Raw genomic sequence first — 24,687 nt, 5'->3', positions numbered from 1 at the left:
ATGCGCCCATTAATTTTTGCCGTGCTTACGCTGTGCAGCCTGATGGCTGTGGCAGATGAAAAATGGAAACCCTTCCCTTACGACCAGGCCGCCTATGACTACTCGGGCGACAAGCTGCGCCAGGCCTGGCCACAGCTGACCCGCGGATTTGGCGACAACTACCCGTTCCCGGATGCGGAGTGGGTAATAAAGATGGCCACCACCTACCCCAAAGCGCTGGAGATGACCGTCACTGGCAACACAGGCTTTACCGGCAAACCGGAAGAAGCCGAAATCTATGCGCAGAAACTGCAGAACGTCTGGCGTCTGATGTTCAAAGGGGACTTTGCCCAAGCCAAGAAAGAAGGCCTGGCACTCGGCGTCGGCGGCCAGATCCCGGCGATGTTCGCCCAGGTGGTGTACGCCATGTTCCTAGTGCCAAACCAGGACGAAAAACACCGCCTGCTGGAAGAGGTGATCGATTACACCGACAAGGCCGGCGAGCTGGTGCAGAGCGACACCGTGGCGCAGTTCGGCCGCGTTTATGCCAAGGCACGCCTGGGCGAAGAGCTGTCGGTGCCGGTGGTGCTCAAGCGTGGCTATACCAGCCAGATCCCCAGGGAACTCGACGCCCTGCTGGCCAAACAGCCACAACAACCGTTCGCGCTCGCCCTGTATGGCGGCTATGAAGCCGGCGTGATCCGCAAGGTCGGCAAGCTGGTGGGCAAGATGACCTACGGGGTCAGCGCCGATCAGATGGAAACCTACTTTGCGCGCTCCTTCAAACAGGCCGACAACCTGCCCATCGGCCACTACGAGTACGCTAATGCCTTGGTGTATGTATACGGCGACGACGAAGAAACCAAGGTCGTGCAACACCTGAAGGACGCCGTGGCGATCAAACCGATCAATGCCATGGAAGCCCTGGAAGTGGCCCATGCCAAAGAGCTGCTGAAAGCCCATGAGCAGAAGATGGCGCAGAACTGAGCCAAGCGCTACGCAGAAAAAAGCCCGGCTTCAGCCGGGCTTTTGCAGTTGCGTCACGGGCCTTTAGAAAGCCACGCGGTAATGCAGGGTGTAAGCCTCTACGCCGTCGTTCGGCTGGCTGATCCCGGCATTGGAATAGTGAATCGCCCGAACGCCCACCTCCTGACCAGCGAAGCGCAGGCCAAGGCCCAGGCGATCTTCAAACTGGAAGGAGGAGCCCAGGTCGTTGTCTTCCAGCTCCGTATTGGCGAACAGCGCCACGCCAACGCCAGCTTCGATATAGGGACGGACGTTTTCACCGGCGAACTCGTAAACGAATACCGGCGCTAAGGAAATACTGTGGTTGCTGGAGGACTTGTCGCCCTGCCAGTAGGTGTAGCCCGCATCCCAATAGCCGGTCAGATGGCCGACGTCGCTTTGCCACCAACTGGTGCCGAAATCGAATTGAGTACCGAGGCGATAGACCATGGTCGACTCACCGGATTGACCGATGGCGAAGGTGACGTCCGCAGCACTAGCGGAAAGGGACAGACCTAAGGAGAGGGCTGCAGCCGCAGCCAAGGAAATCAACTTCATCGCAACATCCTTTTGTATCGGATTGATCACAGATATCTGCGTACGAGCTCGATTATAGAAATCTTCGCTATAAACGAAAGGCACAGACAGCGGTAAAACCGACTAAAGAATCCAGTGAGATTTCCGTCGTCCTCAAGGGGCATTCGCCCACGGCACTAGTGCTGCAGCGAAGCGACGCTGGCCTTTCTGCCAAGTAGGAGCGGCATTACCTGTATTAGGTTCGATATATTTCCACTAGACCACAGACGGGTCTCCAGCCCCGCCACTTCGGCCAACAGGTCGCGCTCGCCGAGCAGCCGTTGCAGCTGCCTGGCCACCGCCATACCGGTGTCGATCAGCGTCACCGACGGCGGCACCAATTCCAGCAATAGCGGCTTGATAAAGGGGTAATGGGTGCAGCCCAGAATCAGGGTGTCGCACCCCTCGGCCAGCAGCGGCTCGACGTAACCTCGCAACAGTTCGCGGGTGACCTCGCCGTGCAGTTCGCCAGCCTCGATCAGCTCCACCAAGCCCGGGCAAGGCCGGGTAATAACCCGCACATCGCTGGCAAAGCGATCGAGCAAGGCGGCGAACTTGGCGCTCTGCAAGGTACCCGTGGTGGCTAGCACGCCGACCACGCCGCTGCGGGTTGCGGCGGCAGCCGGTTTTACCGCTGGCTCCATACCGATGATGGGCAACTGCGGGTACGCCGCGCGCAGCTCATTGATACCAGCGGCGGTGGCGGTATTACAGGCCACCACCAAGGCCTTGACGCCCTGCCCGAGAAGAAAGTCGGTAATGACTGTGCTGCGTTGGCGGATAAATTCCGGCGTTTTTTCGCCGTAGGGCACATGGCCGCTGTCGGCGACATACAACAAGGTTTCATTGGGTAGCAGGCGCTGAATTTCCAGCAACACCGACAGGCCGCCGACGCCGGAGTCGAACACGCCGATAGGTGCCGCTTTATTCATGGCCGCGCCCCGCACACAGCGCAGCCCGGATCGCGTTTGACCCGCAGCTCACGAAAGCGCGAACCAAGGGCGTCGATCAATAACAACCGCCCCACCAGCGGCTCACCAAACCCGGCCAGCAGCTTCAAGGCTTCCAGGGCCTGCAATGAGCCGACCACCCCCACCAGCGGACCGACCACCCCCGCCTCACTGCAGGTCAGCTCGGCCTCGCTGCCATGCCCGTACAGGCAGTGGTAACAGGGGCTGCCGGCCTGGCGTGGATCGAACACCGAAAGCTGACCTTCCAAGCGAATCGCGGCACCACTCACCAGCGGTTTGCCGGCAGCCACACACGCCGCATTCACCGCCTCGCGGGTGCCGAAGTTGTCGGAGCAATCGAGCACCAGATCCACCGCCGCCACGGCCGCAGCCATGCTGTCAGCGTCCAGCGCCTGGCGATGGGCATGCAGCTCAAGGTTCGGATTGATCGCCAGCAGACGCGCACTCATCGAGTCGACCTTGCTCTGGCCGATGCTGGCGGTGTCGTGAGCGATCTGGCGCTGCAGATTGGTCAGATCCACCGTATCGAAATCGGCCAGATGCAATTCGCCAATCCCGGCCGCCGCCAGGTACAGCGCCACCGGCGAACCCAGGCCGCCAAGACCGACGATCAGGGCGCGGCTGTTTTTCAGACGCAGCTGGCCGTCGATATCGATCTGGCTGAGCAGGATCTGCCGGCTATAACGCAGCAGTTCCTCGTCGTTGAGTGAGTCATTCATGCAGGTAGCGCCCCAGGCTGATTCGTTCATGGCCGCCCAGGTCGCGACGGCTATCGACTTCAGTAAAGCCTCGGGCTGCCAACAGCTCACGGACGGCGGCAGCCTGGTCAAAACCGTGTTCCAACAACAGCCAGCCGCCCGCCACCAGGTGCTCGGGGGCTTGCTCAATGATCAAGCGGATATCGTCCAAACCATCGGCACCCGCCACCAGCGCACTGGCGGGCTCGAAGCGCACGTCGCCTTCGCTCAGGTGCTTGTCGCCGGCGCAGATATAGGGCGGGTTGCTGACGATCAGGGTAAAGCGTTGGCCGGCCACGGCGCTGAACCAGTGGCTCTGGCGAAATTGCCCGTTGTTCAGTTGCAGGCGGCTGCGGTTGCGCTCGGCAAGGGCCACGGCTTCCGGTACTCGATCCACGCCGGTGACGCTCCAGCCCGGCCGTTCCTTGGCCAGAGCCAAGGCGATGGCACCGGTACCGGTGCCCAGATCGAGGGCGGCAAGAGGATTGTGCGGCAGCAACTCCAGGGCGGTTTCCACCAGCAATTCGGTGTCAGGACGCGGAATCAGGGTATGCGGGGCGACTTCCAGATCCAGGCTCCAGAAGCCCTGCTGGCCAAGAATATAAGCCACCGGCTCACCCTGCTGACGGCGCTGAATGGCCGCTTCGAACTGCTGCAACTGTTCAGCGCTTAGCTCGCGCTCCGGCCAGGTGCGCAGGAAACTGCGCGGCTTGCCCAACACCGCTGCGAGCAGCAACTCGGCGTCCAGCTGGGCAGTGTCCGAGCCAGACAACACCACACTGCCGAGCAGATTCTGAATGCTTGGGGCGCTGCCCTGGCTGGTCAAGGGTCAGTCCCCCAATGCCGCCAACTGATCGGCCTGGTACTCGCTGAGCAGCGGCTCGATCACCGCGTCGACGCCACCGGCCAACACATCATCCAGGTTGTAGAGGGTCAGGTTGATGCGGTGATCGGTCACCCGCCCCTGGGGAAAGTTGTAGGTACGGATGCGCTCGGAGCGATCACCGGAACCGACCAGCAAGCGGCGGGTGTCGGAAATCTCTTTGTGCGCGGCAGCTTCCTGCTGATCATTGAGCTTGGCCGACAGCCAGGCCATCGCCTTGGCGCGGTTCTTGTGCTGCGAACGCTCTTCCTGGCACTCGACAACGATGCCGGAGGGAATATGGGTGATGCGAATGGCCGAGTCGGTCTTGTTGACGTGCTGGCCACCGGCACCGGAGGAGCGGTAGGTGTCGACACGCAAATCCGCCGGGTTGATCTCGATGGCCTGCTGCTCATCGGGCTCCGGCAGCACGGCGACGGTGCAGGCCGAGGTATGAATGCGGCCCTGCGATTCGGTTTCCGGCACCCGCTGCACACGGTGGGCACCGGACTCGAACTTGAGCTTGGCGTAAACATTGTCGCCCTCGACGCGGGCAATGACTTCTTTATAGCCGCCATGCTCACCGACGTTCTCGGACAGGACCTCCACCCGCCAGCCGCGCTTTTCGGCATAGCGCGAATACATGCGGAACAGGTCGCCGGAGAAGATAGCCGCCTCGTCACCGCCGGTACCGGCACGCACTTCGAGAAACACGTTGCGGCTGTCATTGGGGTCTTTGGGCAGCAGCATGCGATGCAGGCGCACTTCCAGGTCGGCCAACTGTTCTTTGCTCTCGGCCACTTCCTGCTCGGCCATTTCACGCATGTCCGGGTCGCTGTCTTTAAGCAACGCCTGGGCACCCTGCATATCGGCGGTGACCTTGCGGAATTCCTGGAACAGTTGCACCACCGGCTCGACCTCGGCGTATTCCTTGGAGTACGCACGAAATTTGCTCTGATCGCTGATCACTTCGGCGTCGCCAAGCAGCGCCGTCAGCTCTTCATAGCGGTCGTGGATCATGTCCAGTTTGTTCAGCAGTGACGCTTTCATTGCGGGGTTTTATCCGTGGTGCTCTCGTCGAGCGCGAAGAGTTCCTGAGCCACGGTCAGCGCATCGATGCGCCCGTCGGCCGAGAGTTTTTTCAGTTGCACGCTGGGGGCGTGCAGCAATTTATTGGTCAAGCCGCGCGCCAGTTGCGCCAGTGCTTCTTCGGCTGAGGTGCCGTTGGCAAGCATACGCTGAGCCTTGGCCAGTTCATCGTCGCGCAAGCGCTCGGCTTGCTGACGATAGGCCTTGAGCACATCGACGGCGGCCAGCTCGCGCAGACGCGACATAAAGTCGCTGGTGCCGATGGCCACCAGCTCTTCGGCGGCCTGGGCTGCGCCTTGGCGGCTTTTCAGGTTCTCGGCGATCACATCGTGAAGGTCGTCGACGGTATACAGGTAGACGTCGTCCAGCTCACCTACTTCCGGTTCGATATCCCGTGGTACGGCGATATCGACCATAAAAATCGGCTTGTGCTTGCGCTGCTTCAGCGCACTTTCCACCGCGCCTTTACCGAGAATCGGCAACTGGCTGGCGGTGGAACTGATGACGATATCGCTGCTGATCAACTCTTGGGGAATCTCCGAAAGCAGCACGGCATGGGCACCGAACTGCTCAGCCAATTGGCTGGCGCGTTCCAGGGTACGGTTGGCAACGACGATGCGTTTTACCCCTTGTTCATAAAGGTGGCGGGCCACCAGGGTGATGGTCTCACCAGCACCGATAAGCAGCGCCGAGCTGTTATTGAGGTTGGAGAAAATCTGCTTGGCCAGGCTGACGGCGGCAAACGCTACCGACACCGGGTTCTCACCAATGGCAGTGTCGGTACGTACCTGTTTGGCGGTACTGAAGGTCGCCTGGAACAGACGGCCGAGCAGTGGGCCGACGGTGCCGGCCTCGCGGGCCACGGCGTAGGCGGACTTCATCTGGCCGAGAATCTGTGGTTCGCCGAGCACCATGGAATCCAGACCGGAAGCCACGCGCATCATATGGCGCACGGCGGAGTCGTCCTGGTGCACGTAGGCACAGGCGCGTAGTTCATCCAGGCTGAGTTTGTGGTAGTCGGCCAGCCAGGCCAACACGCCGTCGGCGGTCAGGCTGTCCTGCTCGATATACAGCTCGCTGCGGTTGCAGGTCGAGAGAATCGCCGCCTCGCGGCTGGCGGTGCGCAGACATAACTGCTGCAATGCATCAACCAACTGCTCCGGGGTGAACGCCACACGTTCGCGGACATCCACCGAGGCGGTCTTATGGTTGATACCGAGGGCAAGAAAGGTCATGCAGGGTCGCTGACAGAATCGGGAAGCCGCCAATTGTCCTACTTCACCAGATTGAGAACAACCACCGCTGACCATTGTCCTAATTGCCGGTAGCCTGTCTCGCACAGAGCCAACCATAGATAGGCGCTCGCCCCATGGGTTTGCCCAACGGCTTGTGTCATGATGCCCAGACCGCAGGTAAGTCGCCCTTTCCTATATATGAATAAATCGCTGCCATTGTTCGCCGCCGTCTTGTTTCTCGGGGGCTGCGCCAACCTGAGCCCTTCCAGTCAGGACGGTTCCCCGCCGGTGGAAGACACCGCACCGGCCGCCGTTGCCAAGCCTCAGGTGTACGGCTCGTTCAGCGAGGAAACCCTGCTTTCCTTGCTCACCGCCGAGCTCGCCGGGCAACGCAATCGCTTCGATATCGCCCTGGAAAATTATATTCAGCAAGCCAACGAAACCCAGGATGCCGGCGTCGCCGAGCGCGGGTTCCGCATTGCCGAATACCTGGGAGCCGATGAGCCCGCGCTGGAAACCTCGCTGATCTGGGCCAAAAACGCCCCGGACAATCTCGAAGCGCAGCGCGCCGCCGCCATTCAACTGGCCCGCGCCGGGCGTTACGACGAATCCATGGTGTACATGGAGAAAGTCCTGCAAGGCCAGGGCGACACCCACTTCGACTTCCTGGCTTTATCCGCTGCTGAAACCGATCCCGACACCCGCGCCGGCCTGCTGCAAAGCTTCGACCGCCTGCTGGTGAAGTACCCGGACAACGGCCAGCTGCTGTTTGGCAAAGCCTTGCTCATGCAACAGGACGGCCATCCCGATACCGCCCTGAAGCTGCTTGAAGACCAGAAGGCCGCGACCCACGACGTCGCCCCGCTGCTGCTACGCGCCCGCCTGCTGCAAGGCATGAAGCGGGGTGATGAAGCCGTTCCGCTACTGGAAAAAGGCATCAAGCAGCACCCCGACGACAAACGTTTGCGTCTGGCCTATGCCCGCCTGCTGGTAGAACAGAATCGCCTGGAAGACGCCAAGGTCGAATTCGCCTCCCTGGTCCAGCAATTCCCTGATGACGATGACCTGCGCTTCTCCCTGGCTCTGGTGTGCCTGGAAGCCCAGGCCTGGCAGGAAGCTATCGGTTACCTGGAAGATCTGGTGGAGCGCAACAGCCATGTCGACGCCGCTCACTTTAATATGGGTCGCGCCTACGAAGAGCTGAACGACAAAAACAGCGCCTTGCAGGAGTTCGGCCTGGTTGGTCCTGGCAACGACTACCTGCCAGCGCAACTGCAGCAGACCACCATTCTGTTCGACAGTGGGCGCAGCAGCGAAGCCTCTAAACTGCTTGCCGAAGCCCGCGACGAGCAGCCGGACTACGCCATCCAGCTGTATCTGATCGAAGCTGAAGCCCACTCCAGCCGCCAGCACTATGACAATGCCTGGGCCGTGATCCAGAAAGCCCTCAAGCAATACCCGGACGATCTGAATCTGCTCTACACCCGCTCGATGTTGGCGGAAAAGCGCAACGATCTGGCCCAACTGGAAGCCGACCTGCGCACCATCCTCAGCCGCGAACCGGATAACTCGATGGCCCTCAACGCCCTCGGTTACACCCTGGTGGACCGCACCACGCGCTATGCCGAAGGCCGCGAGCTGATCCAGAAAGCCCACAAGTTGAGCCCGGATGACCCGGCGATTCTCGACAGCCTGGGCTGGGCCAATTACCGCATGGGCAACCTCAATGAAGCCGAACGCTTGCTGCGTCAGGCCCTTGAGCGCTTCCCCGATGCCGAAGTCGCCGCCCACCTCGGCGAAGTACTGTGGGCCAACGGCAAGCAGCCGGAAGCGCAGAAAGTCTGGGCAGCGGCGCAAAAAGAACAACCCGACAACACCATCCTGCGCGAAACCCTATTGCGCCTGACCGGTTCCGAGAAGCTTTAACCCATGCGTTTGCGCCACCTCCTCGTTATTGGCCTGCTCACCGTGCTCAGCGGTTGCGCAGGCTTCACCTCCCATGAATCGCTGGAAGGCCAGGGCGACCCGGCCAAGTGGCAAGCCCACAAAGACCGCACTGTTGCCCTCAACGGCTGGCAGATCAGCGGCAAGGTGGGCATTCGCGCTCCGAAAGACTCCGGCAGCGGCACGCTGTTCTGGCTGCAGCGTCAGGACTACTTCGACATTCGCCTGTCCGGCCCCTTGGGGCGGGGGGCCGCGCGCCTGACCGGACATGCCGGCGACGTGACGCTGGAGGTGGCCAACCAGGGCCGCTACCAAGCCAGCACACCCGAAGAACTGCTGGAACAACAGCTCGGCTGGAAGTTGCCCATTTCTCACCTGACCTGGTGGGTGCGCGGCTTGCCGGCTCCGGATAGCAAAAGCACCGTTACCCTCGACACCGACAGCCATCTGCAGCGTCTGAGTCAGGACGGCTGGCAGGTGGAATACCTCAGCTACACCGAACAGAACGGTTACTGGCTGCCCGAGCGCATGAAGCTGCATGGCCGCGACCTCGACGTCACCCTGGTGATCAAGGACTGGCAACCGCGCCAGCTGGGCCAGTGATGCCCACTGCACGCCTGACCTTGCCCGCACCGGCAAAACTCAACCTTATGCTGCATATCCTCGGCCGCCGTGCCGATGGCTACCACCAACTGCAGACCCTGTTTCAATTTCTCGACTACAGCGACGAGCTGACCTTCGCCCTGCGCGATGACGGCGAGATTCGTCTGCACACGGAAATTGATGGCGTTCCCCACGACAGCAACCTGATCGTAAAAGCTGCGCGGCAACTGCAAAACAAAAGTGCCTGTCCGCTCGGTGCCGATATCTGGTTGGAAAAACGCTTGCCCATGGGCGGCGGAATTGGCGGTGGTAGCTCCGATGCAGCCACTACCCTGCTCGGCCTCAACCATCTTTGGCAGCTGGGTTGGAATCACGATCAACTGGCCGAACTGGGTATAGGTTTGGGTGCCGATGTACCGGTCTTTGTCCGTGGACACGCCGCATTTGCTGAAGGCGTGGGTGAAGTGCTGACTCCGGTGGAGTTGGACGAACCGTGGTTTCTCGTGGCAATACCGCAAGTATCTGTCAGCACAGCAGAAATTTTCTCTGACCCGGAGTTGACACGCGACACTGCGCCGATTACATTGCACGCCGTTCTCGAGCGGGGCGGTCGTAATGACTGTCAGTCGGTGGTCGAGAAGCGTTACCCAGATGTTCGTAACGCTTTGATCTTGCTAAACAAATTTGTTTCAGTTAGATTAACCGGCACTGGATGTTGTGTTTTTGGGAGCTTCCCTAACAAAGCCGAAGCTGATAAAGTCGCGGCCCAACTTCCAGCCTCCCTGCCAGGGTTTGTTGCTAAAGGTTGTAACGTTTCGATGTTGCACCAGCGGTTACAAAAACTGTCCTGAGAAGCGGATGCTAAGCATCCAGTTGCACATTACAGGGGCGTCGCCAAGCGGTAAGGCAGCAGGTTTTGATCCTGCCATGCGTTGGTTCGAATCCAGCCGCCCCTGCCATTTTCTATACTCATCCAGGTATACCCTCAGCCGGCAGGTACTGCGCGTGTCCAAGATGATGGTCTTTACGGGGAATGCTAACCCCGATCTGGCGCGACGTATCGTACGTCAGCTGCATATCCCACTCGGCGATGCCTCCGTTGGAAAATTTTCCGATGGCGAAATCAGCATTGAGATCAACGAAAACGTCCGCGGTAAAGACGTCTTCCTGATCCAGCCGACATGCGCGCCAACCAACGATAACCTGATGGAACTGGTGGTAATGGCTGACGCCTTCCGCCGCTCCTCGGCTACTCGAATCACAGCCGTGATCCCCTACTTCGGTTATGCACGTCAGGATCGCCGTCCGCGTTCCGCGCGTGTAGCAATCAGCGCCAAAGTGGTGGCTGACATGCTGACCGTCGTCGGTATCGACCGCGTTCTGACTGTTGATTTGCACGCCGACCAGATTCAGGGCTTCTTCGATATCCCGGTAGATAACATCTACGGCTCGCCAGTACTGGTGGACGATATCGAAGACCAGCGCTTCGAAAATCTGATGATCGTTTCCCCGGATATCGGCGGTGTAGTGCGTGCTCGCGCTGTCGCCAAATCCCTGGGTGTAGACCTGGCGATCATCGACAAGCGCCGTGAAAAAGCCAACCACTCCGAAGTGATGCACATCATCGGTGATGTTGAAGGCCGTACCTGCATCCTCGTCGATGACATGGTCGACACCGCCGGCACACTCTGCCACGCGGCCAAGGCCCTGAAAGAACACGGTGCTGCCAAGGTTTTCGCCTACGCAACCCACGCCGTTCTTTCCGGTCGTGCCATCGAAAATCTGGAAAATTCCATGCTCGACGAACTGGTGGTGACCAACACCATCCCGTTGTCGGCAGCTGCTCAAGCCTGCAAACGTATCCGTCAGTTGGATATCGCGCCGGTAGTCGCTGAAGCGGTCCGCCGCATCAGCAACGAAGAATCGATCAGCGCGATGTTCCGCTAAGGGTCAAAACCCTGGCTGCATAGTGCAGAACGAAAGTGCCCCGCCTCGTGCGGGGCTTTTTGCCTCACCGCCTTCCATTGCCGGTCGCAAGCAATGAGGGCGGCGAAGTTTATTTTGGAGATTCACCATGACTGATTTTGCCCTGAATGCTGAAGTGCGTTCCGACCTGGGGAAAGGTGCGAGCCGCCGCCTGCGTCGTCTCGCCGCCCAAGTTCCTGCCGTAGTTTACGGCGGTGACAAAGCTCCTGTTTCCATCACTCTGCTGGCCAAAGAAGTTGCCAAGCTGCTGGAAAACGAAGCTGCCTACAGCCACGTAATCGCCCTGTCCGTTGGCGGCGCGACTGAAACTGTAGTGATCAAAGCCCTGCAACGTCACCCAGCTAAAGGTCACGTACTGCACGCTGACTTCATTCGCGTTGTAGCTGGCCAGAAACTGACCGTTCACGTTCCTTTGCACTTCCTCAACCAAGAAACATCGGTTGGCGTGAAGCAGCAAGGCGGCGAAGTTTCGCACACCGCTGCTGAAGTTGAAGTTTCCTGCGAGGCGAAAGACCTGCCGGAATTCATCAACGTTGACATGGCTAAAGTAGAAATCGGTCAGATCGTTCACCTGTCCGACCTGGTTCTGCCAGCCGGCGTTGAACTGGTTGCTCTGGCTCACGGCAAAGACCTGCCGGTTGCCAACATCCACGCTTCCCGCGTACAAAAAGAAGAAGGCGCAGCCGAGTAATACTCGCTGGGTCTAAGGAAGGGCTCCTGTCGTGACTGCCGTACAACTGATCGTCGGCCTGGGTAATCCAGGCGCTGAATACGAACAGACCCGGCATAACGCAGGGGCCCTTTTTGTTGAGCGTCTCGCCGCAGCCCAACGGGCCAACCTGGTGGCAGAGCGCAAATTTTTCGGTCTGACGGCTCGTTTCAGCCATCAAGGCCACGATATTCGTCTGCTGATCCCCACTACCTTTATGAACCGTAGCGGCCAAGCGGTTGCCGCCATGGCCAGTTTCTACCGCATTCCGGTCGACGCCATTCTGGTAGCCCACGACGAACTCGACATGCCTCCGGGCGTTGCCAAATTCAAACAAGGCGGCGGGCACGGCGGCCACAACGGCTTGCGCGACATCATTGCGCAACTCGGCAATCAGAATACCTTTCACCGTCTGCGGCTCGGCATTGGCCACCCCGGTGAAGCCAGTAAAGTTTCCGGTTTTGTTCTGGGCCGCGCACCGCGCGCCGAGCAGGAAAAACTGGACGCCAGCATCGACTTTGCCCTCGGCGTGATGCCAGAGGTTTACGCCGGGGAATGGAACCGCGCGATGAAACTCCTGCACAGCCAGAAGGCTTGACCACTCTTTTTAGCGAATTCACTTCCGCGAGGATTACACCATGGGATTTAACTGCGGCATCGTCGGCCTGCCCAACGTCGGCAAGTCCACCCTGTTCAACGCCCTGACCAAATCCGGTATCGCGGCAGAGAACTTTCCGTTCTGCACCATCGAACCGAACAGCGGCATCGTGCCGATGCCCGACCCGCGTCTCGACGCCCTGGCGGCCATCGTCAACCCCAAGCGCATCCTGCCGACCACCATGGAATTCGTGGACATCGCAGGCCTGGTAGCCGGCGCTTCGAAAGGTGAAGGCCTGGGCAACAAGTTCCTCGCCAACATCCGCGAAACCGACGCCATTGCCCACGTGGTGCGCTGCTTCGAAGACGACAACGTGATCCACGTTTCCAACAGCGTCGACCCCAAGCGCGACATCGAGATCATCGACCTCGAACTGATCTTCGCCGACCTCGACAGCTGCGAAAAACAACTGCAGAAAGTTACCCGCAACGCCAAGGGCGGCGACAAAGACGCCGTGGCCCAGAAGGCATTGCTGGAACAACTGATCAACCACTTCACTGAAGGCAAGCCCGCGCGCAGCCTGATGAAGAACTGGGGCACCGACGAAAAACTGATCGTGCGCGGCTTCCACCTGCTGACCACCAAGCCGGTGATGTACATCGCCAACGTCGCCGAAGACGGCTTCGAAAACAACCCGCTGCTGGACGTGGTCAAGGCCATTGCCGACGAAGAAGGCGCGATTGTGGTACCGGTGTGCAACAAGATCGAAGCCGAAATCGCCGAGCTCGATGACGGCGAAGAAAAGGACATGTTCCTCGAGGCCCTGGGCCTGGAAGAGCCGGGCCTGAACCGCGTGATCCGCGCCGGCTACGAAATGCTCCACCTGCAAACCTACTTCACCGCCGGCGTTGAAGAAGTGCGTGCCTGGACCGTCCGCGTAGGGGCCACTGCCCCGCAAGCCGCCGGCGTTATCCACACCGACTTCGAAAAAGGCTTTATCCGCGCCGAAGTGATCGCCTACGACGACTTTATCCAGTTCAAGGGCGAAGCCGGTGCCAAGGAAGCTGGCAAGTGGCGCCTGGAAGGTAAAGAGTACGTGGTCAAAGACGGCGACGTGATGCATTTCCGCTTTAACGTCTAAGTCTGTAGCGCGCTCAAAGAAAGCCCTCCTTACGAGGGCTTTTTCATTTCAGTGCGTTCGCCGCTGCAATGCTTAATTCAGCAAAAACATCGCCTTTGCCAGAAACACGATCCCCAGCATCTGCACCAGCACGCTGACGTGAATAAAGCGCGAACGGGCAGGCGTCATGCGCCCGCTTCGCATCAATACCACCACTGCCATGAAGTGCCCGAGAATACTCAACGCCAGGCAGATCTTCAGCGTCAGCAGCGTGCCAAAACAACTGGAAAATGGATTCGCCAGCGCCACGCGATAGTGCCAGGCCAACGTCAGACCGGTGCCATACAGCGCTAACACTACCCAGTGCATAACCTTGCGCGCCTGCTGGCCCAGCGCCTGAGAAAACTGACCGAGCACACCGGGAGGCAATACCCCGGTGGCGCGGCTCAGAATCATCACTTCGAAAAACACCCCGCCAATAAAAAACGCCGCGGCGCTCAGGTGAATAACTTTTACCCACAGAAAATGCATAACCGTCTCCCCTACCCCGGCTGACCATCAGCCCGTGGCCGCCACAGCATCGGCCCATAGCGATACAGAAACAGCGCAAAGGCCGCGCACCAGCAAGTACCCGCCAGCCAAAGCGAAGGCAGATACCAGAACTGTACAGCCACTACCCGAAACAGGCCGCCGAGATTCACCAACACAAAGGCCCACGCAAAGCCGCGCGGCAGCACCAATGGGCGCCCGGTATGGCCCAGTGAAATACGCGCCAACATGGCTAGAATCAGCCCGCCGATAGCGCCCACCGTCAACGCATGCAACGCCGCGCTCGCGGGAAAGGGTGCACCGAAATGCCAGGCAGCCATACCGCCACATGCCGCTATCAGCCAGGCATAGGCCAGGTGCAGCGACCACAGCAACGGTACCTGCGCGATGCCGTGGTCGAACCAGCGCAGCAAACGCGCGGCATGCCCCGCAGCCAGCAGCGCAAACAGCATGCCAATGGCCCAATGCGGCTGCAGTGCCGGGCCAACCGCGTAGGCGGCAGCGAGCACGATGGTCAGCGACAACAGGCCCCAGTCGAGCCAAGGCCAGGGCTGAACTGCCTGCTGCCTGGCCAACCCGCGCTGGGAAAAGAAAGGAATCACCCGCCCGCCAATCAGCCCTATCATCGCCGCGACCAGCCAGACCGATGCCCACGCCCCCTGGCGTTGCCAGGCTTCGTGCCCCGTCACCACGCCAAGCAACACCAGCAGATCGGCGCTGGCCAGCAGCACCAGCAAGCCGGCGGTGGGGTAATTACGGCGCTGGCGGACGCTCCACAACAGACGCGCCAATACCAACGCGGCGGCGAGCAGAAACAGCAGATTGGCCATCAGCAACAACAACGGCATCGCCGACCACCAACTCAACCGTGCCACCAGCCAGACCAGCACCAGCGCCGCCAACGGTATGCCGGACAAGCTTGGGCGCCCAGTCCAGGTCTGCACTGCCGTGAGCAGAAACCCCACGATGATCGCCCCGGCGAAACCGAAGATCAGCTCATGGCGATGCCACGCCAACCAGCCGCCCATGGGGGCCGGCCACTGTGGCTGCAGCAAGGCTAATAACCACAGCGGGATGGCCAACACTGCCAACAAGCAGCCGCCCAAAAAGAACGGACGAAAACCCAGGTGCCATAGCGGCGCGGTTTGCCGTGCCTGGCTCGCATTGGATATGTGCATATCACCTCCTGTTACTGCCACCTGGACTGCCGGCATCGTGCCGTGAAGTCAGGGCCAATGCACAGGCGTCCAGACGTCGCAGGCGGTGGCACCATCCGGACTCTGCCCCGCCGTATGCCGACCTCAGAAGTACGCAACTCGGCGGCGCTGCGGCTTACGAGTTCTAAGCAGAAGAAACGCACCGAAAAATCGCCCGGGGCTCGCGCCATTGGCCCGCCTTCGACGAGTTCGCGAAGGCCCGCAGACGCAGGCCGATTAGATTGAGGAGAGGATCACGCCAACCCCTCGCGGCTTACCGCGGGAGCGAGGTCTTCTTTCAGGCTGGGCCACTCACTGAACTGTACTGCCCGCCCTCTTGTAGATTGCCGCGCTCACTTCTTCCTGCGAGTTGGCGATGATCAGGCCAGGGGTCGCTTCATAGTTGTGGCCACCCCACTCGATGGGGATGCCAAACGCGATCCCATAAAACTTGTCGTTGTAGCTGACGATGTTGTAGTGCAGCGCCTCTTCGACTTTTACCAGCCGGGCAGGCGGCGCTTGCAAGGGGGCGAAAGTGGTCAGCGCACCGATATACAGACAGATTGCCAGCGTAGTCGCCCCTGCCCACTTCAGAGGCACTGACGCATGCAGCGGCTGCGCAGAAGAAATCGAAGCGACAAATCGGCGCTGGCGCCACCTGTCAAAAGGCGTCTCGATTGCCACGCAGGCGAAACCGGCGATAAGCAGCGAAACAGCCACGATCGTTATCTGCGCGGCGTAGCCTCCCTGCGCTAGACCGGTTCTCCCCAACACGATGCCAATGACCAGGCCATGGACGATATAAACGGGGTAACTGAAGTCCCCCAGCCAACGGTCAACGCGGTTGTTTTTCCACAGCAGGAATACAAAAGGCAGGCACAGGGCAAAAACACAGTACCGCAGCCACAACGCGACGGTGTCGTAGCCCGTGGCCTTCTCAATGATTGGGTAACCTTTCACGGCCATCACGTACAACACGCCACCCAGTAACAAAAGATTCATCGGCAGGACAGCCTTGCTTGCCCAGGCACGCTGATTCACTTGCCGATAGAGGTAATAGGCCAGGCTCCCCATCAGGAAGAAACACAGTACCGAGGGGAAAAAGTAATAACCCCAGGCCAGCGGATTAAAGGTGTCCGCCAACGGCCGAAACGCTGCACGCACCGCCAGGCTGGCAATAATCAGAACAACAATACGGCGACGACTGTGCACCACGAAGGGTGCAACCAGGTAAAACAGCAGCTCGATGGCAAGCGTCCACGCCTGTCCGATCAGCATCATGCTGTTATCGAAATAGGGCCTGCCCAAGTGCTCCGCCATAAACGCCGTATAGGCATTGACGTCATTTTCAGCCAGCGAATACGCGGTGAGCTGATGCCAGTCCTGCCCAAAGATGAACAGGTTCATCCAGACCAGGCTGAGCTGCGCCCAGAAACCACGCCCCATATTGGCGGTAAAGACGCTCGGTGTATGAGTGATGAAATACCAAAGCACCATGGCCAGAAGCATGGCCAAGTACACCGGAAAAATCCTGAACGCCCGTGACAGATAAAAACGGGTAATCCATGGTCCTTCGGCCATTCGATATTTTTCATTGATCACCAGAGTCATGTAGAACCCTGAGACCATAAAAAAACCGATCACTGCAACGGAGCCGTGCAGCCAGCGGAAAGGAGATTGCGGTATGTGATGCAGGACTACCGACAACGCCAGAAATAACCGAAGCATCCCCATTCTTGCCGATCCCCAAAATGGAAGGTAGAGCGTGTCTGACCGAGCCGATTGGCTAATTATCGAGCGATGCACGCTTTTTATTTTATGACTGCCGCGCGCACGCAGAAAATCATAGCTGGCTTCTTCCGTTAACCAAGTGCAGCAGCCTACTCAAATCGACCTGACTCCTGAGCGGGACCTTTTTACGGTCAAAGCTCCCTGGGTTTTCCTTTTTCCGGCCTTAAGCTCCGAGACAAGCGGCTATGCAGGCGAAAGGTATTTAAGCCCTCTAGCTCATGCGGCCAGGCATATCACAGATCTTCGGCTATGTTTGATGGGATACCTGACAGGGAAGAGACATATGGATGCCGGGCTACCCGTCGCTACACACACTTCGATGCCAGGGAATAAGAAAGCCACTGTAGAAGTCGTGCACATATCGCTGTTATTGCCGACTCGTGGCCGACCGGAACTGGCTAAGCGTTTTCTACAGAGCGTGGTGGACACAGCAGAAGCACTGCACGCCGTCGAAGTCATTCTGTATGTCGATGACGACGACACGGGCAGCCATCATCTGGATGGAGGCGCGCTGCACACGGAACGTATCATCGGCCCCAAACAGTCAATGGGGGTCTATAACACCTCCTGTTATCGAGCCTCGAAGGGGCAGATCATTGTCCTGGTCAACGATGACATGGTGATACGTACCGTCGGCTGGGACACTGCCCTGCGTGCCATGGACGAGCGTTTCTCCGACCGGATCTACTTGGGCTACTGCAATGACCTGCTGAAAAAGGGCGGCCTGGCGACCTTCCCCATACTGTCGCGCAAAACCTGCGAGTTATTGGTTGACCCCTACCCCGCCGCCTACGCCGGTGCCTTTATCGACGTGCATCTCTTCGATATTTTCAAACGCCTGCAGCATCAGGGCTTTGATCGTTTTATCTATTTGGACGATGTGATCTTTGAGCACTTGCACTACCGAACCGGCAAGGCGGCTTACGATGACACCTACAAGCAGCGCGGTCGCTTTCAGGATGACTCGATCTTTATTCGTTTAAGCAGCGCTCGGAGTGATGCCGCCAAACGCCTCCTCCGCGCCCTGAAGGGGCAGCCTGCCGAGGCGGCAACTGAAACGGCAGTCGACGTCCCACTGGCAACGGGCCGCAGCTCATCGCTGTTTTACTTCAAGCGCCTGTTTCTTGATTTCGACTTGCCGCTTCGCTGGCGCACCTATCTATGGATCTGGTTCACCCTGCGCCACTCCGCCGCCCATGGGCTATTGCGGTTTGTGGTCAAAGGGGGCGGCGAAACCAAACTGTCCAACTGATCCGTAAAGCACGAATGCCCCAAGGAGCCGGAGCTATTTAAGCAGTTAAGGAAAGTATGGATATGGCCTGGTTCCACTTTTGCACCGCCAATCACAATGCAGTCGGTAGATCGACACTGACTGATATGGCCGATTGGTTCGAGGCTGGACTGCTTGAGCTGGGCCATAAGGTGACGTTCTCCGAAACCTCTGTGGAACGGTCCGCTATCAATCTGTTTTGGGAGTACTTCGAGCCCGGAATGCTTAAGGAGCTGCTTGGCGCGGGCGTTGAGTTCGGAATAATTGCCACGGAAATACCCGACGGAGAGGGCTTCAACTGGCAGAGCGACCCAAGGTGGACAGCCAGATTCGACACCTTTTCCGAGGTCGCGCGGCACGCGAAATTCATCTGGACGATGATAGAAAGCACTGTGCCGTTCTACGCTCAGTTTTGCCCCACTGCCTTTATTGAATTGGGCTTTTCAGAGCGCCTCGTGCCTGCCGACCTGAATACCAGACCCCATATCGATTTCTGTTTTTTCGGTCTGAGAACACCCTACCGGGAGAAGGTCGTCAAACAACTGGAAAAACACGCAAAGGTGGTATGGCCCCAGGGATTGCTTTCACCTACCGGTATTGCCGAGTTAATCAGCAATAGCCGCGTGGGCCTTAATTTCAAGCAGTCTGCTCAATGGCCAATACCCTCACCAACGCGCCTGGGACGCTTGATGATGGCCAGACGAGCTGTAGCTGCTGAGCATGTGCCCGTATCTACGCGCCAGGGCGATATTGCCGGCATATGCCCGCAGAGCGAGCTGTTTCACCAGCATGCGCTGCATATCCTTGATTCGGGCTGGCATCAAAGCGCCGAGCAGGTTTTCGAGCGCTATAAAACCGAGATGCCCATGGCGCTCATCATGGAGCGGGTGCTGGAGCAGACGATCAGCTACCGCGCGGTCGATTCTGCTGCCAAAGCCGTCCATATCAAGCTCTATCCCCCCGTGTGGATTGGGGAAGACGCAATCTGGAATTTTTTCCGCTGGGAAGATGAATACTTTTCGCTCAAGAAAGAACTGGGGCCGATCGACGTCAGGCAGGGAGGGCATGCTTTGCAAAATATCCATGGAGTGGAAAACGTTCTGTATTCCAGCGATCTGTCCGAGCTATACCAAAAGGCGGAGAGCGAGTCGTTACGGAGAAACAAATGAACGCTCAGTTATCAGTGGCGGCTCCCTGGAGCCTGACCCACTACATGCCGTTGAATGGCTTCCACCCGCTGTATCGCGCGCTGTTTGAGGCCAAGCCCGACTGGGTGACGTTATCGGCCTGGGACAATATCGCGCTGTCGCAAAAGCTTCGCGGTGACTCTGAGTTCAGGAGAGGTTTATTGCATGAGGTAACGCGGGATGCCGAGGATTTTGCGCCGCGTAGCAACCCTATAGAAAAGGGCTACCTCAACCATTTCTGGCAAGCCAACTTCAGCCTGACTCGGCTGCTGCCAGGGGACATCGAATTTCACCATACGGCCCCCTTCCCCAGCTTCAAGCGCCCGTTCGTGTTCCATTGCGAAGCCTTTGCTCCGGTGTTCTTTCCGCTCGCGCACCAGGGCAGCGGAGGCTTCGCCTCCAATGAAGTGCAACAGGTGCGGGAGCACTACCGGGCGATCTTCGAGCACCCGCTATGCTTGGGGATTTTTTCCCATATAGGACAAACCCTCGACGATTTTCGCCGGTTCTTCATATCGCCGACTATCGACAGCAAATTGCACGCGTCGAGGATTGGCCTGTTTGCCAGTGAAGCAATACCGTCACCGGTAGAAAAAGGCGAACTGCACGCGCCGATATTCCTGTTCGTCAACTCAGCCAACCAGAACCCAAAGAACTTCTTCTTGCGCGGAGGCCACCTTGCCTTGCGCTATTGGCAGCGCACCAACCCGCAACCAGGTACCGGGCGTCTGATCATGCGCTGCGCACGGCCTCTTGATAGCGAGCTTGCCGAGTACCGCGTGGATCTGCAGTGGTTACGCCAGCATGAGGGTCACTCGGTTATCTGGATCGAGAACTACCTGAGTGAAGCTGAACTCGACGCACTGATGCAGGCCGCGCACTTTCTGCTGCTACCGAGCGTTTCCCTACACTCAGTGTCCATCATGTCGGCCATGGCCGCAGGAGCAGTGCCCGTGGTGTCAGATACCGTGGGCACCGATCGTTATGTGCTGGATGCTGCCGACGGCGTGGTGTTGCGCGGCATCTACGCGAACAACTGGCGGCAAGATGGCGAAACCGGGCTGACGTTCAATAGCTTCCAACGCAGCAATGAGCTGGAAGACGACCTGGTGGAGCAACTAACGGTGCGCCTGGGACGATTACTGGCCAATCCCGCGGAGTATGCGGCGCTGCAACGTGAAGCCTTATCAAAGGCCCGCGATGCCTTCTCCGGCACTCATTTCAGCGAGGATTTCTGGTCGCAGGTTCAGCGGTGCTACCAGGCCTTGCCTGTGTCTGCCGGAAACGGTGTGGCCGGCAATCCGGGCGGACGCAAAGGGCTGCAGTTGGCCAGTTGCCTGGTGGAAAAAAGCGACTGGCCCCGGCTGTTTACCAGCGCCCCGCAACCTGTGGCACGTCTCGATGCAGGTAGCGGTCGCGTGACCGAGCTGGGCGGCTGTCTGATATTCAACCCCAGCGGCGGCTCCATGGAGTTGAATCACTGGTCGCCAATGGCGGAGTACGTCGACAAAGCCGCCCCCTCCCTCACCTTTGCCTCCAGCATCAAACGCCTGAATGGCTGCTACTTGATAGCGCCGCCTTTCTCGCAGTTTCCCCGGCACAAATTCCATCTGTTCAAAGGCCAGGTCGCCAAACTGCTGATGCCCTATCCGCGGCTGTTCTCTGCTGCGGCTATTGCACTGAATTGGTTGCGCCGCACACATCGCGTACTACGGCGCATCCTGCCCGGCGGCAACGCGGTAACGCCACCGCAGAATAGTTTTGCGCCGGCGGATATCGAGTTGATTGCAGAGAATATCAAAGGGCTCAACGTAATCCGTCATGGCTATAAGTTCTATGGCATATCGCCGTCGGCCGGAGAGTTCATTCCGGCGTACGCCGAGACCGGAAAATATGATCCCTGTGTAGTCGGCACCAGCCTCAAAGACCTATTGCGCAAGCTTGACGAGTTACCGGGGCGTGACGATATCGAGCTGGTGGAGAAAGCCGTGGCTGGCTTCAACCTGGTTCGCTACGGCAGCGTCTTTTATGCGATCCCGGAGCTGGAGGGCGAGTTTGATATCGGCCGCGTGCAAGCCGGCTTTTACAGCCGCATCCATTCAGGACAGTCCGCAGACACCGTGAAAGCGGCAATTCGTGAGAGCGCCTTATGAACAACCAGCGAGCGTTGCCCGCTCTGCACCTTTGGGTCTACAACCATCCCTTGGCCGGCATCAGCGATCAGGTGGAGTTCTTTTTCCTGGTAATGCAGCAACGTGGCTACCGGGTTTCCATGAGCCGCAAGCCGCGGCTGGATGCCCTCAATGTGGTGATCGAGAACTTCTCCGAAGGCACCAGCCAGACCCTCATCGATTTCTGCGCGCGAACCGGCAAACGGGTTGCCCTGATCATGACCGAACATCTCGATCTGCAGGGCGGCGAACTGTTTATCCATGGTGAGCCACTTTGGAACAATAACGACTATATGCACCCCGCCACCCAGGCGGCGCGCGTCAAGAATCTGATGGATTGTCTGCCCTGCCTGCGAGCTATCTGGGTGCTGGGAGATCTGCCGCAGCTGATAGGTTCCGATCGCATGTTTCCAGGCATACCGGTGCGGGCATTGCCATTTCCCTCATTGCCACGGGTAGATCTCGCCGGGCAGGAACCGCAGCATGATTTTGTGTTTACCGGGGCATTAACTACCTATCGCAAACAAGTGCTGCAAACTGTCGCGGCCAATCATGCGCTGACCCATACGCTCTACTTCCTGTCTCGCAAGGGTCGCGATCACCTGAATACCTCAGCACGCATCGTCTTGAATATTCCCCAGCGTCCCGAATGGAGCTGGCTGTCACTGATGCGAATCATCGCCGCCTTGCGATGCGGGCGGGCAACCATATCCATCGGCTCCAACGATACGTCGGCCATCTCACGCTGCTGTTTCCAACTGGATGATGACCAGTGGGAGAAACGCATCAGCGAGCTGTTGAAAACCTGGCCCGAGTTATATGCAGATGCTCATCAGCGTTATCAGGCCATGCAAACCGACTTCCTGGCTGAAAACGGTTTTCCGGCGGACTTGATCGAGTACTGGGCCTTGCTTGAGAAGAAGTCGCTGCAGGGTACGCCACTCACAACAGATGCTCTTGCAGGCCGGCAACTGACAGCACCTCATGCTTGACCTGCAGGTTGGCAAAGCCTCCGATACCTGGCGTCTGCGCTATTCTCAGCACCGCCAGGGAGCGCCTTACATCCAGAAAGCGGTCTTCGTCGGCTGACGGCTGGGTGCAGCCCAGATCGAGAAAATATTCGGCCCCCACCAACGCCGTGTAGAGCGAAAAACGCACCACCAGGCACTCCCCCGCCATGGCCGACAGCAGTGGCGCTTCAAGCATCAGCAGATTGGTGCCGAACACATAAGTACCGTCGAGGGAGACGATGGCAAAGCCGACGGAAACGTTCTCCAGCGTTTTGCGGAACAGCACTTTGACCATCAGATCTATGGTCTGCCCCGAAGGGACAGTGAGAGGATCCCGGCAGCCGTTGGCCATGATTTCGAAATCCACGATCTGCACTTCCCCACTGCCCAAGCGGGTTTCATGGGCGTTATAGGAAGGCTTGTTACAGATCACATCGCTGGTGCTGCTACTGAGCAAGTGCGGTGATTCGTCCTCGTCGATTGCCTCGTCCAACGCCATCACGTCTGATCCAGCGCTAGATTCCGGGGGCATTCCAGTCCCACCGGAAAGCAGATCCTGATAGTGGTTAACCGCGTCGACAATCGGCCCATCAAACGACAATCGGCCCTGCTCCATTACCACCCCTCGATGGCAGAGGCGCAATACGGTGTCGACACTGTGGGAAACGAACAGAATGGTCTTGCCCTGTTCGACGAACTGGCGAATACGTTGAAAACAACGGTGTTGAAACTTGGCGTCGCCGACACTCAACGCCTCATCCACGACCAGAATTTCCGGCTCGACATGGATGGCAGCAGCGAAAGCGACGCGCACGAACATCCCCGAGGAATAGGTTTTCACCGGCTGATCGAAGTGCTCGCCTATCTCGGCAAATGCCTCGATGCCGGGCATCTTCGCCTCCATCGCCGCGCGACTGAAACCCATGATCGAGCCATTGAGGATCACGTTTTCCCGGCCGGTGAATTCCGGATTGAAGCCCGCGCCCAGTTCCAGCAGCGCAGAGATCTTGCCGTTCACCGCGACGCTGCCGGTGGTCGCCTGCATCACCTCGCAGATGATCTGCAACAACGTCGATTTGCCCGAACCATTGCGTCCCAGGATGGCAATAAACTCGCCCTTGGCCACCGTGAACGACACGTCGTGCAGCGCCCAGAACTCTTTGTGGTATTGCTTGCGCAACGGGTGCAGGCTTTCGATCAGGCGCTCTCGTGGCGAGGAGAACAGCCTGAACTTCTTGGAGACGTTCTTTACGCAAATAACGGGGTCAGCGGCCATGGCGTTAAAGGACATCTGCAAATTCCGGTTTCAATCGATAAAAGACAAAGGCACCCAGGAACAACACTGAGAGCGCCACCGCCCAGAACACCAGGGTCTGCTCCAGTGGCGGCAAGGTGACGGTGGGAAAAACCAGCGTTGCGCGATAACCCTGCACGATGTAGTACATCGGGTTGTAGACCATCCACTGCGCAATACGCGCCGGCATGATGTCCAGCGACCAGACGATGGGCGTGCTCCAGAACCACAGGTTGAGGCCGATGGTCAGGGCCTGGCCGATGTCGCGGTAAAACACCTGCAACGCCGCCAGCAGCCAGCCCAGGCCCAGCAACAGCACACAGGTGCACAGCAGAAAATAGATAAACAGCAGGCGCTCGGGAGCCAGCGGCACCTGGTAGAGCAGCATCATGGCCGCGAGCACCAGAAGAAATATGCCGTGGGGAATTAGCGCTGATATCACGTGAACCAACGGCAACACTTCGGTCGGAAACACGGTTTTTTTAACCAGGTGAGCATTGCCGGTGATCGAGTTGGTTATCGCCGGCAGCACCTCGCTGAAAAAGAACCAGGGCACCAGGCCACAGACGAACCACAGGATAAACGGCGTGTTCACCGGTGCCTGGGCGCGGAAGCCCACCGCGAAGACAAAATAGAACACCACAACAATCGCCAGCGGGTGAGCAAGCGCCCAGAACATGCCGCCCAGAGTACCGATATAGCGACTCTGCAGCTCACGCATGGCCAGTGCCAGGATCATCGGGCGATGGCGCACGGCATCGCGCAACAGCTGCCTCACGGAAAGATGGCTAGCCAAATGGCGGTC

General features: G+C 58.8%; 23 protein-coding genes and 1 tRNA gene. 13 read left to right on the top strand and 11 right to left on the bottom strand.

Annotated features, from left to right (window positions below):
• Complete coding sequence (locus ACVW0Y_RS00325) at positions 1-966, top strand: hypothetical protein (RefSeq protein ID WP_457435282.1); 966 nt, start codon at positions 1-3, stop codon at positions 964-966.
• 63 nt (positions 967-1,029) lie between these two features.
• Here ACVW0Y_RS00325 and ACVW0Y_RS00320 read toward each other — a convergent pair whose 3' ends face one another.
• The 6 genes from ACVW0Y_RS00320 to hemA form a co-directional block, all read right to left on the bottom strand.
• Positions 1,030-1,542, bottom strand: coding sequence for an acyloxyacyl hydrolase (locus ACVW0Y_RS00320; protein WP_457435280.1), 513 nt, complete (start codon positions 1,540-1,542; stop codon positions 1,030-1,032).
• A gap of 155 nt (positions 1,543-1,697) precedes the next feature.
• Positions 1,698-2,492 carry a glutamate racemase gene (gene murI / locus ACVW0Y_RS00315; RefSeq protein ID WP_457435279.1) on the bottom strand — a complete coding sequence of 265 codons (795 nt, stop codon included), beginning with the start codon at positions 2,490-2,492 and terminating at the stop codon, positions 1,698-1,700.
• Positions 2,489-3,250 (bottom strand): molybdopterin-synthase adenylyltransferase MoeB, encoded by a 762-nt coding sequence (gene moeB, locus ACVW0Y_RS00310; RefSeq protein WP_457435277.1) that lies wholly within the window; start codon positions 3,248-3,250, stop codon positions 2,489-2,491. Before moeB ends, murI begins: the two co-directional genes overlap by 4 nt.
• Positions 3,243-4,067 carry a peptide chain release factor N(5)-glutamine methyltransferase gene (gene prmC / locus ACVW0Y_RS00305; protein ID WP_457435806.1) on the bottom strand — a complete coding sequence of 275 codons (825 nt, stop codon included), beginning with the start codon at positions 4,065-4,067 and terminating at the stop codon, positions 3,243-3,245. The genes moeB and prmC overlap by 8 nt, the downstream gene beginning before the upstream one ends.
• A gap of 30 nt (positions 4,068-4,097) precedes the next feature.
• Entirely contained in the window at positions 4,098-5,180 is a 1,083-nt protein-coding gene (prfA, locus tag ACVW0Y_RS00300; RefSeq protein WP_457435276.1) for a peptide chain release factor 1, read from the bottom strand.
• Positions 5,177-6,454 carry a glutamyl-tRNA reductase gene (gene hemA / locus ACVW0Y_RS00295; protein ID WP_457435275.1) on the bottom strand — a complete coding sequence of 426 codons (1,278 nt, stop codon included), beginning with the start codon at positions 6,452-6,454 and terminating at the stop codon, positions 5,177-5,179. The genes prfA and hemA overlap by 4 nt, the downstream gene beginning before the upstream one ends.
• 198 nt (positions 6,455-6,652) lie before the next feature.
• Here hemA and ACVW0Y_RS00290 point away from each other — a divergent pair, with 198 nt between their 5' ends.
• The 8 genes from ACVW0Y_RS00290 to ychF all read left to right on the top strand — a co-directional run bounded on the left by ACVW0Y_RS00290 (position 6,653) and on the right by ychF (position 13,435).
• Positions 6,653-8,380, top strand: a complete 1,728-nt coding sequence (locus ACVW0Y_RS00290; RefSeq protein WP_457435273.1) for a tetratricopeptide repeat protein — start codon at positions 6,653-6,655, stop codon at positions 8,378-8,380.
• 3 nt (positions 8,381-8,383) lie between these two features.
• The gene (gene lolB / locus ACVW0Y_RS00285; RefSeq protein WP_457435271.1) at positions 8,384-9,001 is read left to right on the top strand and encodes a lipoprotein insertase outer membrane protein LolB; all 618 of its coding nucleotides are present in this window, start codon (positions 8,384-8,386) and stop codon (positions 8,999-9,001) included.
• Positions 9,001-9,852 (top strand): 4-(cytidine 5'-diphospho)-2-C-methyl-D-erythritol kinase, encoded by an 852-nt coding sequence (gene ispE, locus ACVW0Y_RS00280; protein ID WP_457435270.1) that lies wholly within the window; start codon positions 9,001-9,003, stop codon positions 9,850-9,852. Before lolB ends, ispE begins: the two co-directional genes overlap by 1 nt.
• A 33-nt stretch (positions 9,853-9,885) precedes the next feature.
• A tRNA-Gln gene (locus ACVW0Y_RS00275) sits at positions 9,886-9,960 on the top strand.
• A gap of 46 nt (positions 9,961-10,006) precedes the next feature.
• The gene (locus ACVW0Y_RS00270) at positions 10,007-10,948 is read left to right on the top strand and encodes a ribose-phosphate pyrophosphokinase (RefSeq protein WP_457435268.1); all 942 of its coding nucleotides are present in this window, start codon (positions 10,007-10,009) and stop codon (positions 10,946-10,948) included.
• 127 nt (positions 10,949-11,075) lie between these two features.
• On the top strand, positions 11,076-11,678 hold the full coding sequence (locus tag ACVW0Y_RS00265; RefSeq protein ID WP_457435267.1) for a 50S ribosomal protein L25/general stress protein Ctc: 603 nt from the start codon (positions 11,076-11,078) through the stop codon (positions 11,676-11,678).
• Between the two features lie 31 nt (positions 11,679-11,709).
• The gene (gene pth, locus ACVW0Y_RS00260; RefSeq protein ID WP_457435266.1) at positions 11,710-12,294 is read left to right on the top strand and encodes an aminoacyl-tRNA hydrolase; all 585 of its coding nucleotides are present in this window, start codon (positions 11,710-11,712) and stop codon (positions 12,292-12,294) included.
• 40 nt (positions 12,295-12,334) lie between these two features.
• Positions 12,335-13,435 (top strand): redox-regulated ATPase YchF, encoded by a 1,101-nt coding sequence (gene ychF, locus ACVW0Y_RS00255; RefSeq protein ID WP_457435265.1) that lies wholly within the window; start codon positions 12,335-12,337, stop codon positions 13,433-13,435.
• Positions 13,436-13,507: 72 nt separating this feature from the next.
• Here the strand turns inward: ychF and ACVW0Y_RS00250 are convergent, their stop codons facing one another.
• The 3 genes from ACVW0Y_RS00250 to ACVW0Y_RS00240 all read right to left on the bottom strand — a co-directional run bounded on the left by ACVW0Y_RS00250 (position 13,508) and on the right by ACVW0Y_RS00240 (position 16,887).
• A complete protein-coding gene (locus ACVW0Y_RS00250; RefSeq protein WP_457435263.1) occupies positions 13,508-13,945 on the bottom strand; it encodes a CopD family copper resistance protein in 438 nt (145 codons plus the stop codon).
• An 11-nt stretch (positions 13,946-13,956) separates the two neighbouring features.
• Entirely contained in the window at positions 13,957-15,141 is a 1,185-nt protein-coding gene (locus ACVW0Y_RS00245) for an NnrS family protein (protein WP_457435261.1), read from the bottom strand.
• 330 nt (positions 15,142-15,471) lie between these two features.
• Positions 15,472-16,887: an acyltransferase family protein gene (locus ACVW0Y_RS00240; protein WP_457435260.1), complete on the bottom strand. Its 1,416-nt coding sequence runs from the start codon at positions 16,885-16,887 to the stop codon at positions 15,472-15,474.
• A gap of 346 nt (positions 16,888-17,233) precedes the next feature.
• On the opposite strand from ACVW0Y_RS00240, the gene ACVW0Y_RS00235 reads away from it, so the two are divergent.
• From ACVW0Y_RS00235 to ACVW0Y_RS00220, 4 genes are all read left to right on the top strand, one after another.
• On the top strand, positions 17,234-18,202 hold the full coding sequence (locus tag ACVW0Y_RS00235; protein ID WP_457435258.1) for a glycosyltransferase family 2 protein: 969 nt from the start codon (positions 17,234-17,236) through the stop codon (positions 18,200-18,202).
• A gap of 62 nt (positions 18,203-18,264) precedes the next feature.
• On the top strand, positions 18,265-19,389 hold the full coding sequence (locus ACVW0Y_RS00230) for a hypothetical protein (RefSeq protein ID WP_457435257.1): 1,125 nt from the start codon (positions 18,265-18,267) through the stop codon (positions 19,387-19,389).
• The gene (locus ACVW0Y_RS00225; protein WP_457435255.1) at positions 19,386-21,560 is read left to right on the top strand and encodes a hypothetical protein; all 2,175 of its coding nucleotides are present in this window, start codon (positions 19,386-19,388) and stop codon (positions 21,558-21,560) included. Before ACVW0Y_RS00230 ends, ACVW0Y_RS00225 begins: the two co-directional genes overlap by 4 nt.
• Positions 21,557-22,570 (top strand): hypothetical protein, encoded by a 1,014-nt coding sequence (locus ACVW0Y_RS00220; RefSeq protein WP_457435253.1) that lies wholly within the window; start codon positions 21,557-21,559, stop codon positions 22,568-22,570. Before ACVW0Y_RS00225 ends, ACVW0Y_RS00220 begins: the two co-directional genes overlap by 4 nt.
• Here ACVW0Y_RS00220 and ACVW0Y_RS00215 read toward each other — a convergent pair.
• Both ACVW0Y_RS00215 and ACVW0Y_RS00210 read right to left on the bottom strand, forming a co-directional pair.
• Positions 22,521-23,879, bottom strand: a complete 1,359-nt coding sequence (locus tag ACVW0Y_RS00215) for an ABC transporter ATP-binding protein (RefSeq protein WP_457435252.1) — start codon at positions 23,877-23,879, stop codon at positions 22,521-22,523. The genes ACVW0Y_RS00220 and ACVW0Y_RS00215 overlap by 50 nt on opposite strands.
• Positions 23,869-24,678: an ABC transporter permease gene (locus ACVW0Y_RS00210; RefSeq protein ID WP_457435250.1), complete on the bottom strand. Its 810-nt coding sequence runs from the start codon at positions 24,676-24,678 to the stop codon at positions 23,869-23,871. The genes ACVW0Y_RS00215 and ACVW0Y_RS00210 overlap by 11 nt, the downstream gene beginning before the upstream one ends.
• Positions 24,679-24,687 lie beyond the last annotated feature (9 nt).

It is taken from the genome of Pseudomonas sp. TE3786, assembly GCF_054057335.1.
The sequence above is the reverse complement of the archived record's forward strand: the minus strand, read 5'-3'. Positions and strand labels throughout refer to the sequence as shown.

Excerpts from the sequence above, each read along its gene's own strand:
- ACVW0Y_RS00325 (WP_457435282.1), top strand. The coding sequence starts at position 1 with ATGCGCCCATTAATTTTTGCCGTGCTTACGCTGTGCAGCCTGATGGCT.
- ACVW0Y_RS00320 (WP_457435280.1), bottom strand. The coding sequence starts at position 1,542 with ATGAAGTTGATTTCCTTGGCTGCGGCTGCAGCCCTCTCCTTAGGTCTG.
- murI (WP_457435279.1), bottom strand. The coding sequence starts at position 2,492 with ATGAATAAAGCGGCACCTATCGGCGTGTTCGACTCCGGCGTCGGCGGC.
- moeB (WP_457435277.1), bottom strand. The coding sequence starts at position 3,250 with ATGAATGACTCACTCAACGACGAGGAACTGCTGCGTTATAGCCGGCAG.
- prfA (WP_457435276.1), bottom strand. The coding sequence starts at position 5,180 with ATGAAAGCGTCACTGCTGAACAAACTGGACATGATCCACGACCGCTAT.
- hemA (WP_457435275.1), bottom strand. The coding sequence starts at position 6,454 with ATGACCTTTCTTGCCCTCGGTATCAACCATAAGACCGCCTCGGTGGAT.
- ACVW0Y_RS00290 (WP_457435273.1), top strand. The coding sequence starts at position 6,653 with ATGAATAAATCGCTGCCATTGTTCGCCGCCGTCTTGTTTCTCGGGGGC.
- lolB (WP_457435271.1), top strand. The coding sequence starts at position 8,384 with ATGCGTTTGCGCCACCTCCTCGTTATTGGCCTGCTCACCGTGCTCAGC.
- ispE (WP_457435270.1), top strand. The coding sequence starts at position 9,001 with ATGCCCACTGCACGCCTGACCTTGCCCGCACCGGCAAAACTCAACCTT.
- ACVW0Y_RS00265 (WP_457435267.1), top strand. The coding sequence starts at position 11,076 with ATGACTGATTTTGCCCTGAATGCTGAAGTGCGTTCCGACCTGGGGAAA.
- ychF (WP_457435265.1), top strand. The coding sequence starts at position 12,335 with ATGGGATTTAACTGCGGCATCGTCGGCCTGCCCAACGTCGGCAAGTCC.
- ACVW0Y_RS00250 (WP_457435263.1), bottom strand. The coding sequence starts at position 13,945 with ATGCATTTTCTGTGGGTAAAAGTTATTCACCTGAGCGCCGCGGCGTTT.
- ACVW0Y_RS00245 (WP_457435261.1), bottom strand. The coding sequence starts at position 15,141 with ATGCACATATCCAATGCGAGCCAGGCACGGCAAACCGCGCCGCTATGG.
- ACVW0Y_RS00240 (WP_457435260.1), bottom strand. The coding sequence starts at position 16,887 with ATGCTTCGGTTATTTCTGGCGTTGTCGGTAGTCCTGCATCACATACCG.
- ACVW0Y_RS00235 (WP_457435258.1), top strand. The coding sequence starts at position 17,234 with ATGGATGCCGGGCTACCCGTCGCTACACACACTTCGATGCCAGGGAAT.
- ACVW0Y_RS00230 (WP_457435257.1), top strand. The coding sequence starts at position 18,265 with ATGGCCTGGTTCCACTTTTGCACCGCCAATCACAATGCAGTCGGTAGA.
- ACVW0Y_RS00225 (WP_457435255.1), top strand. The coding sequence starts at position 19,386 with ATGAACGCTCAGTTATCAGTGGCGGCTCCCTGGAGCCTGACCCACTAC.
- ACVW0Y_RS00220 (WP_457435253.1), top strand. The coding sequence starts at position 21,557 with ATGAACAACCAGCGAGCGTTGCCCGCTCTGCACCTTTGGGTCTACAAC.
- ACVW0Y_RS00215 (WP_457435252.1), bottom strand. The coding sequence starts at position 23,879 with ATGTCCTTTAACGCCATGGCCGCTGACCCCGTTATTTGCGTAAAGAAC.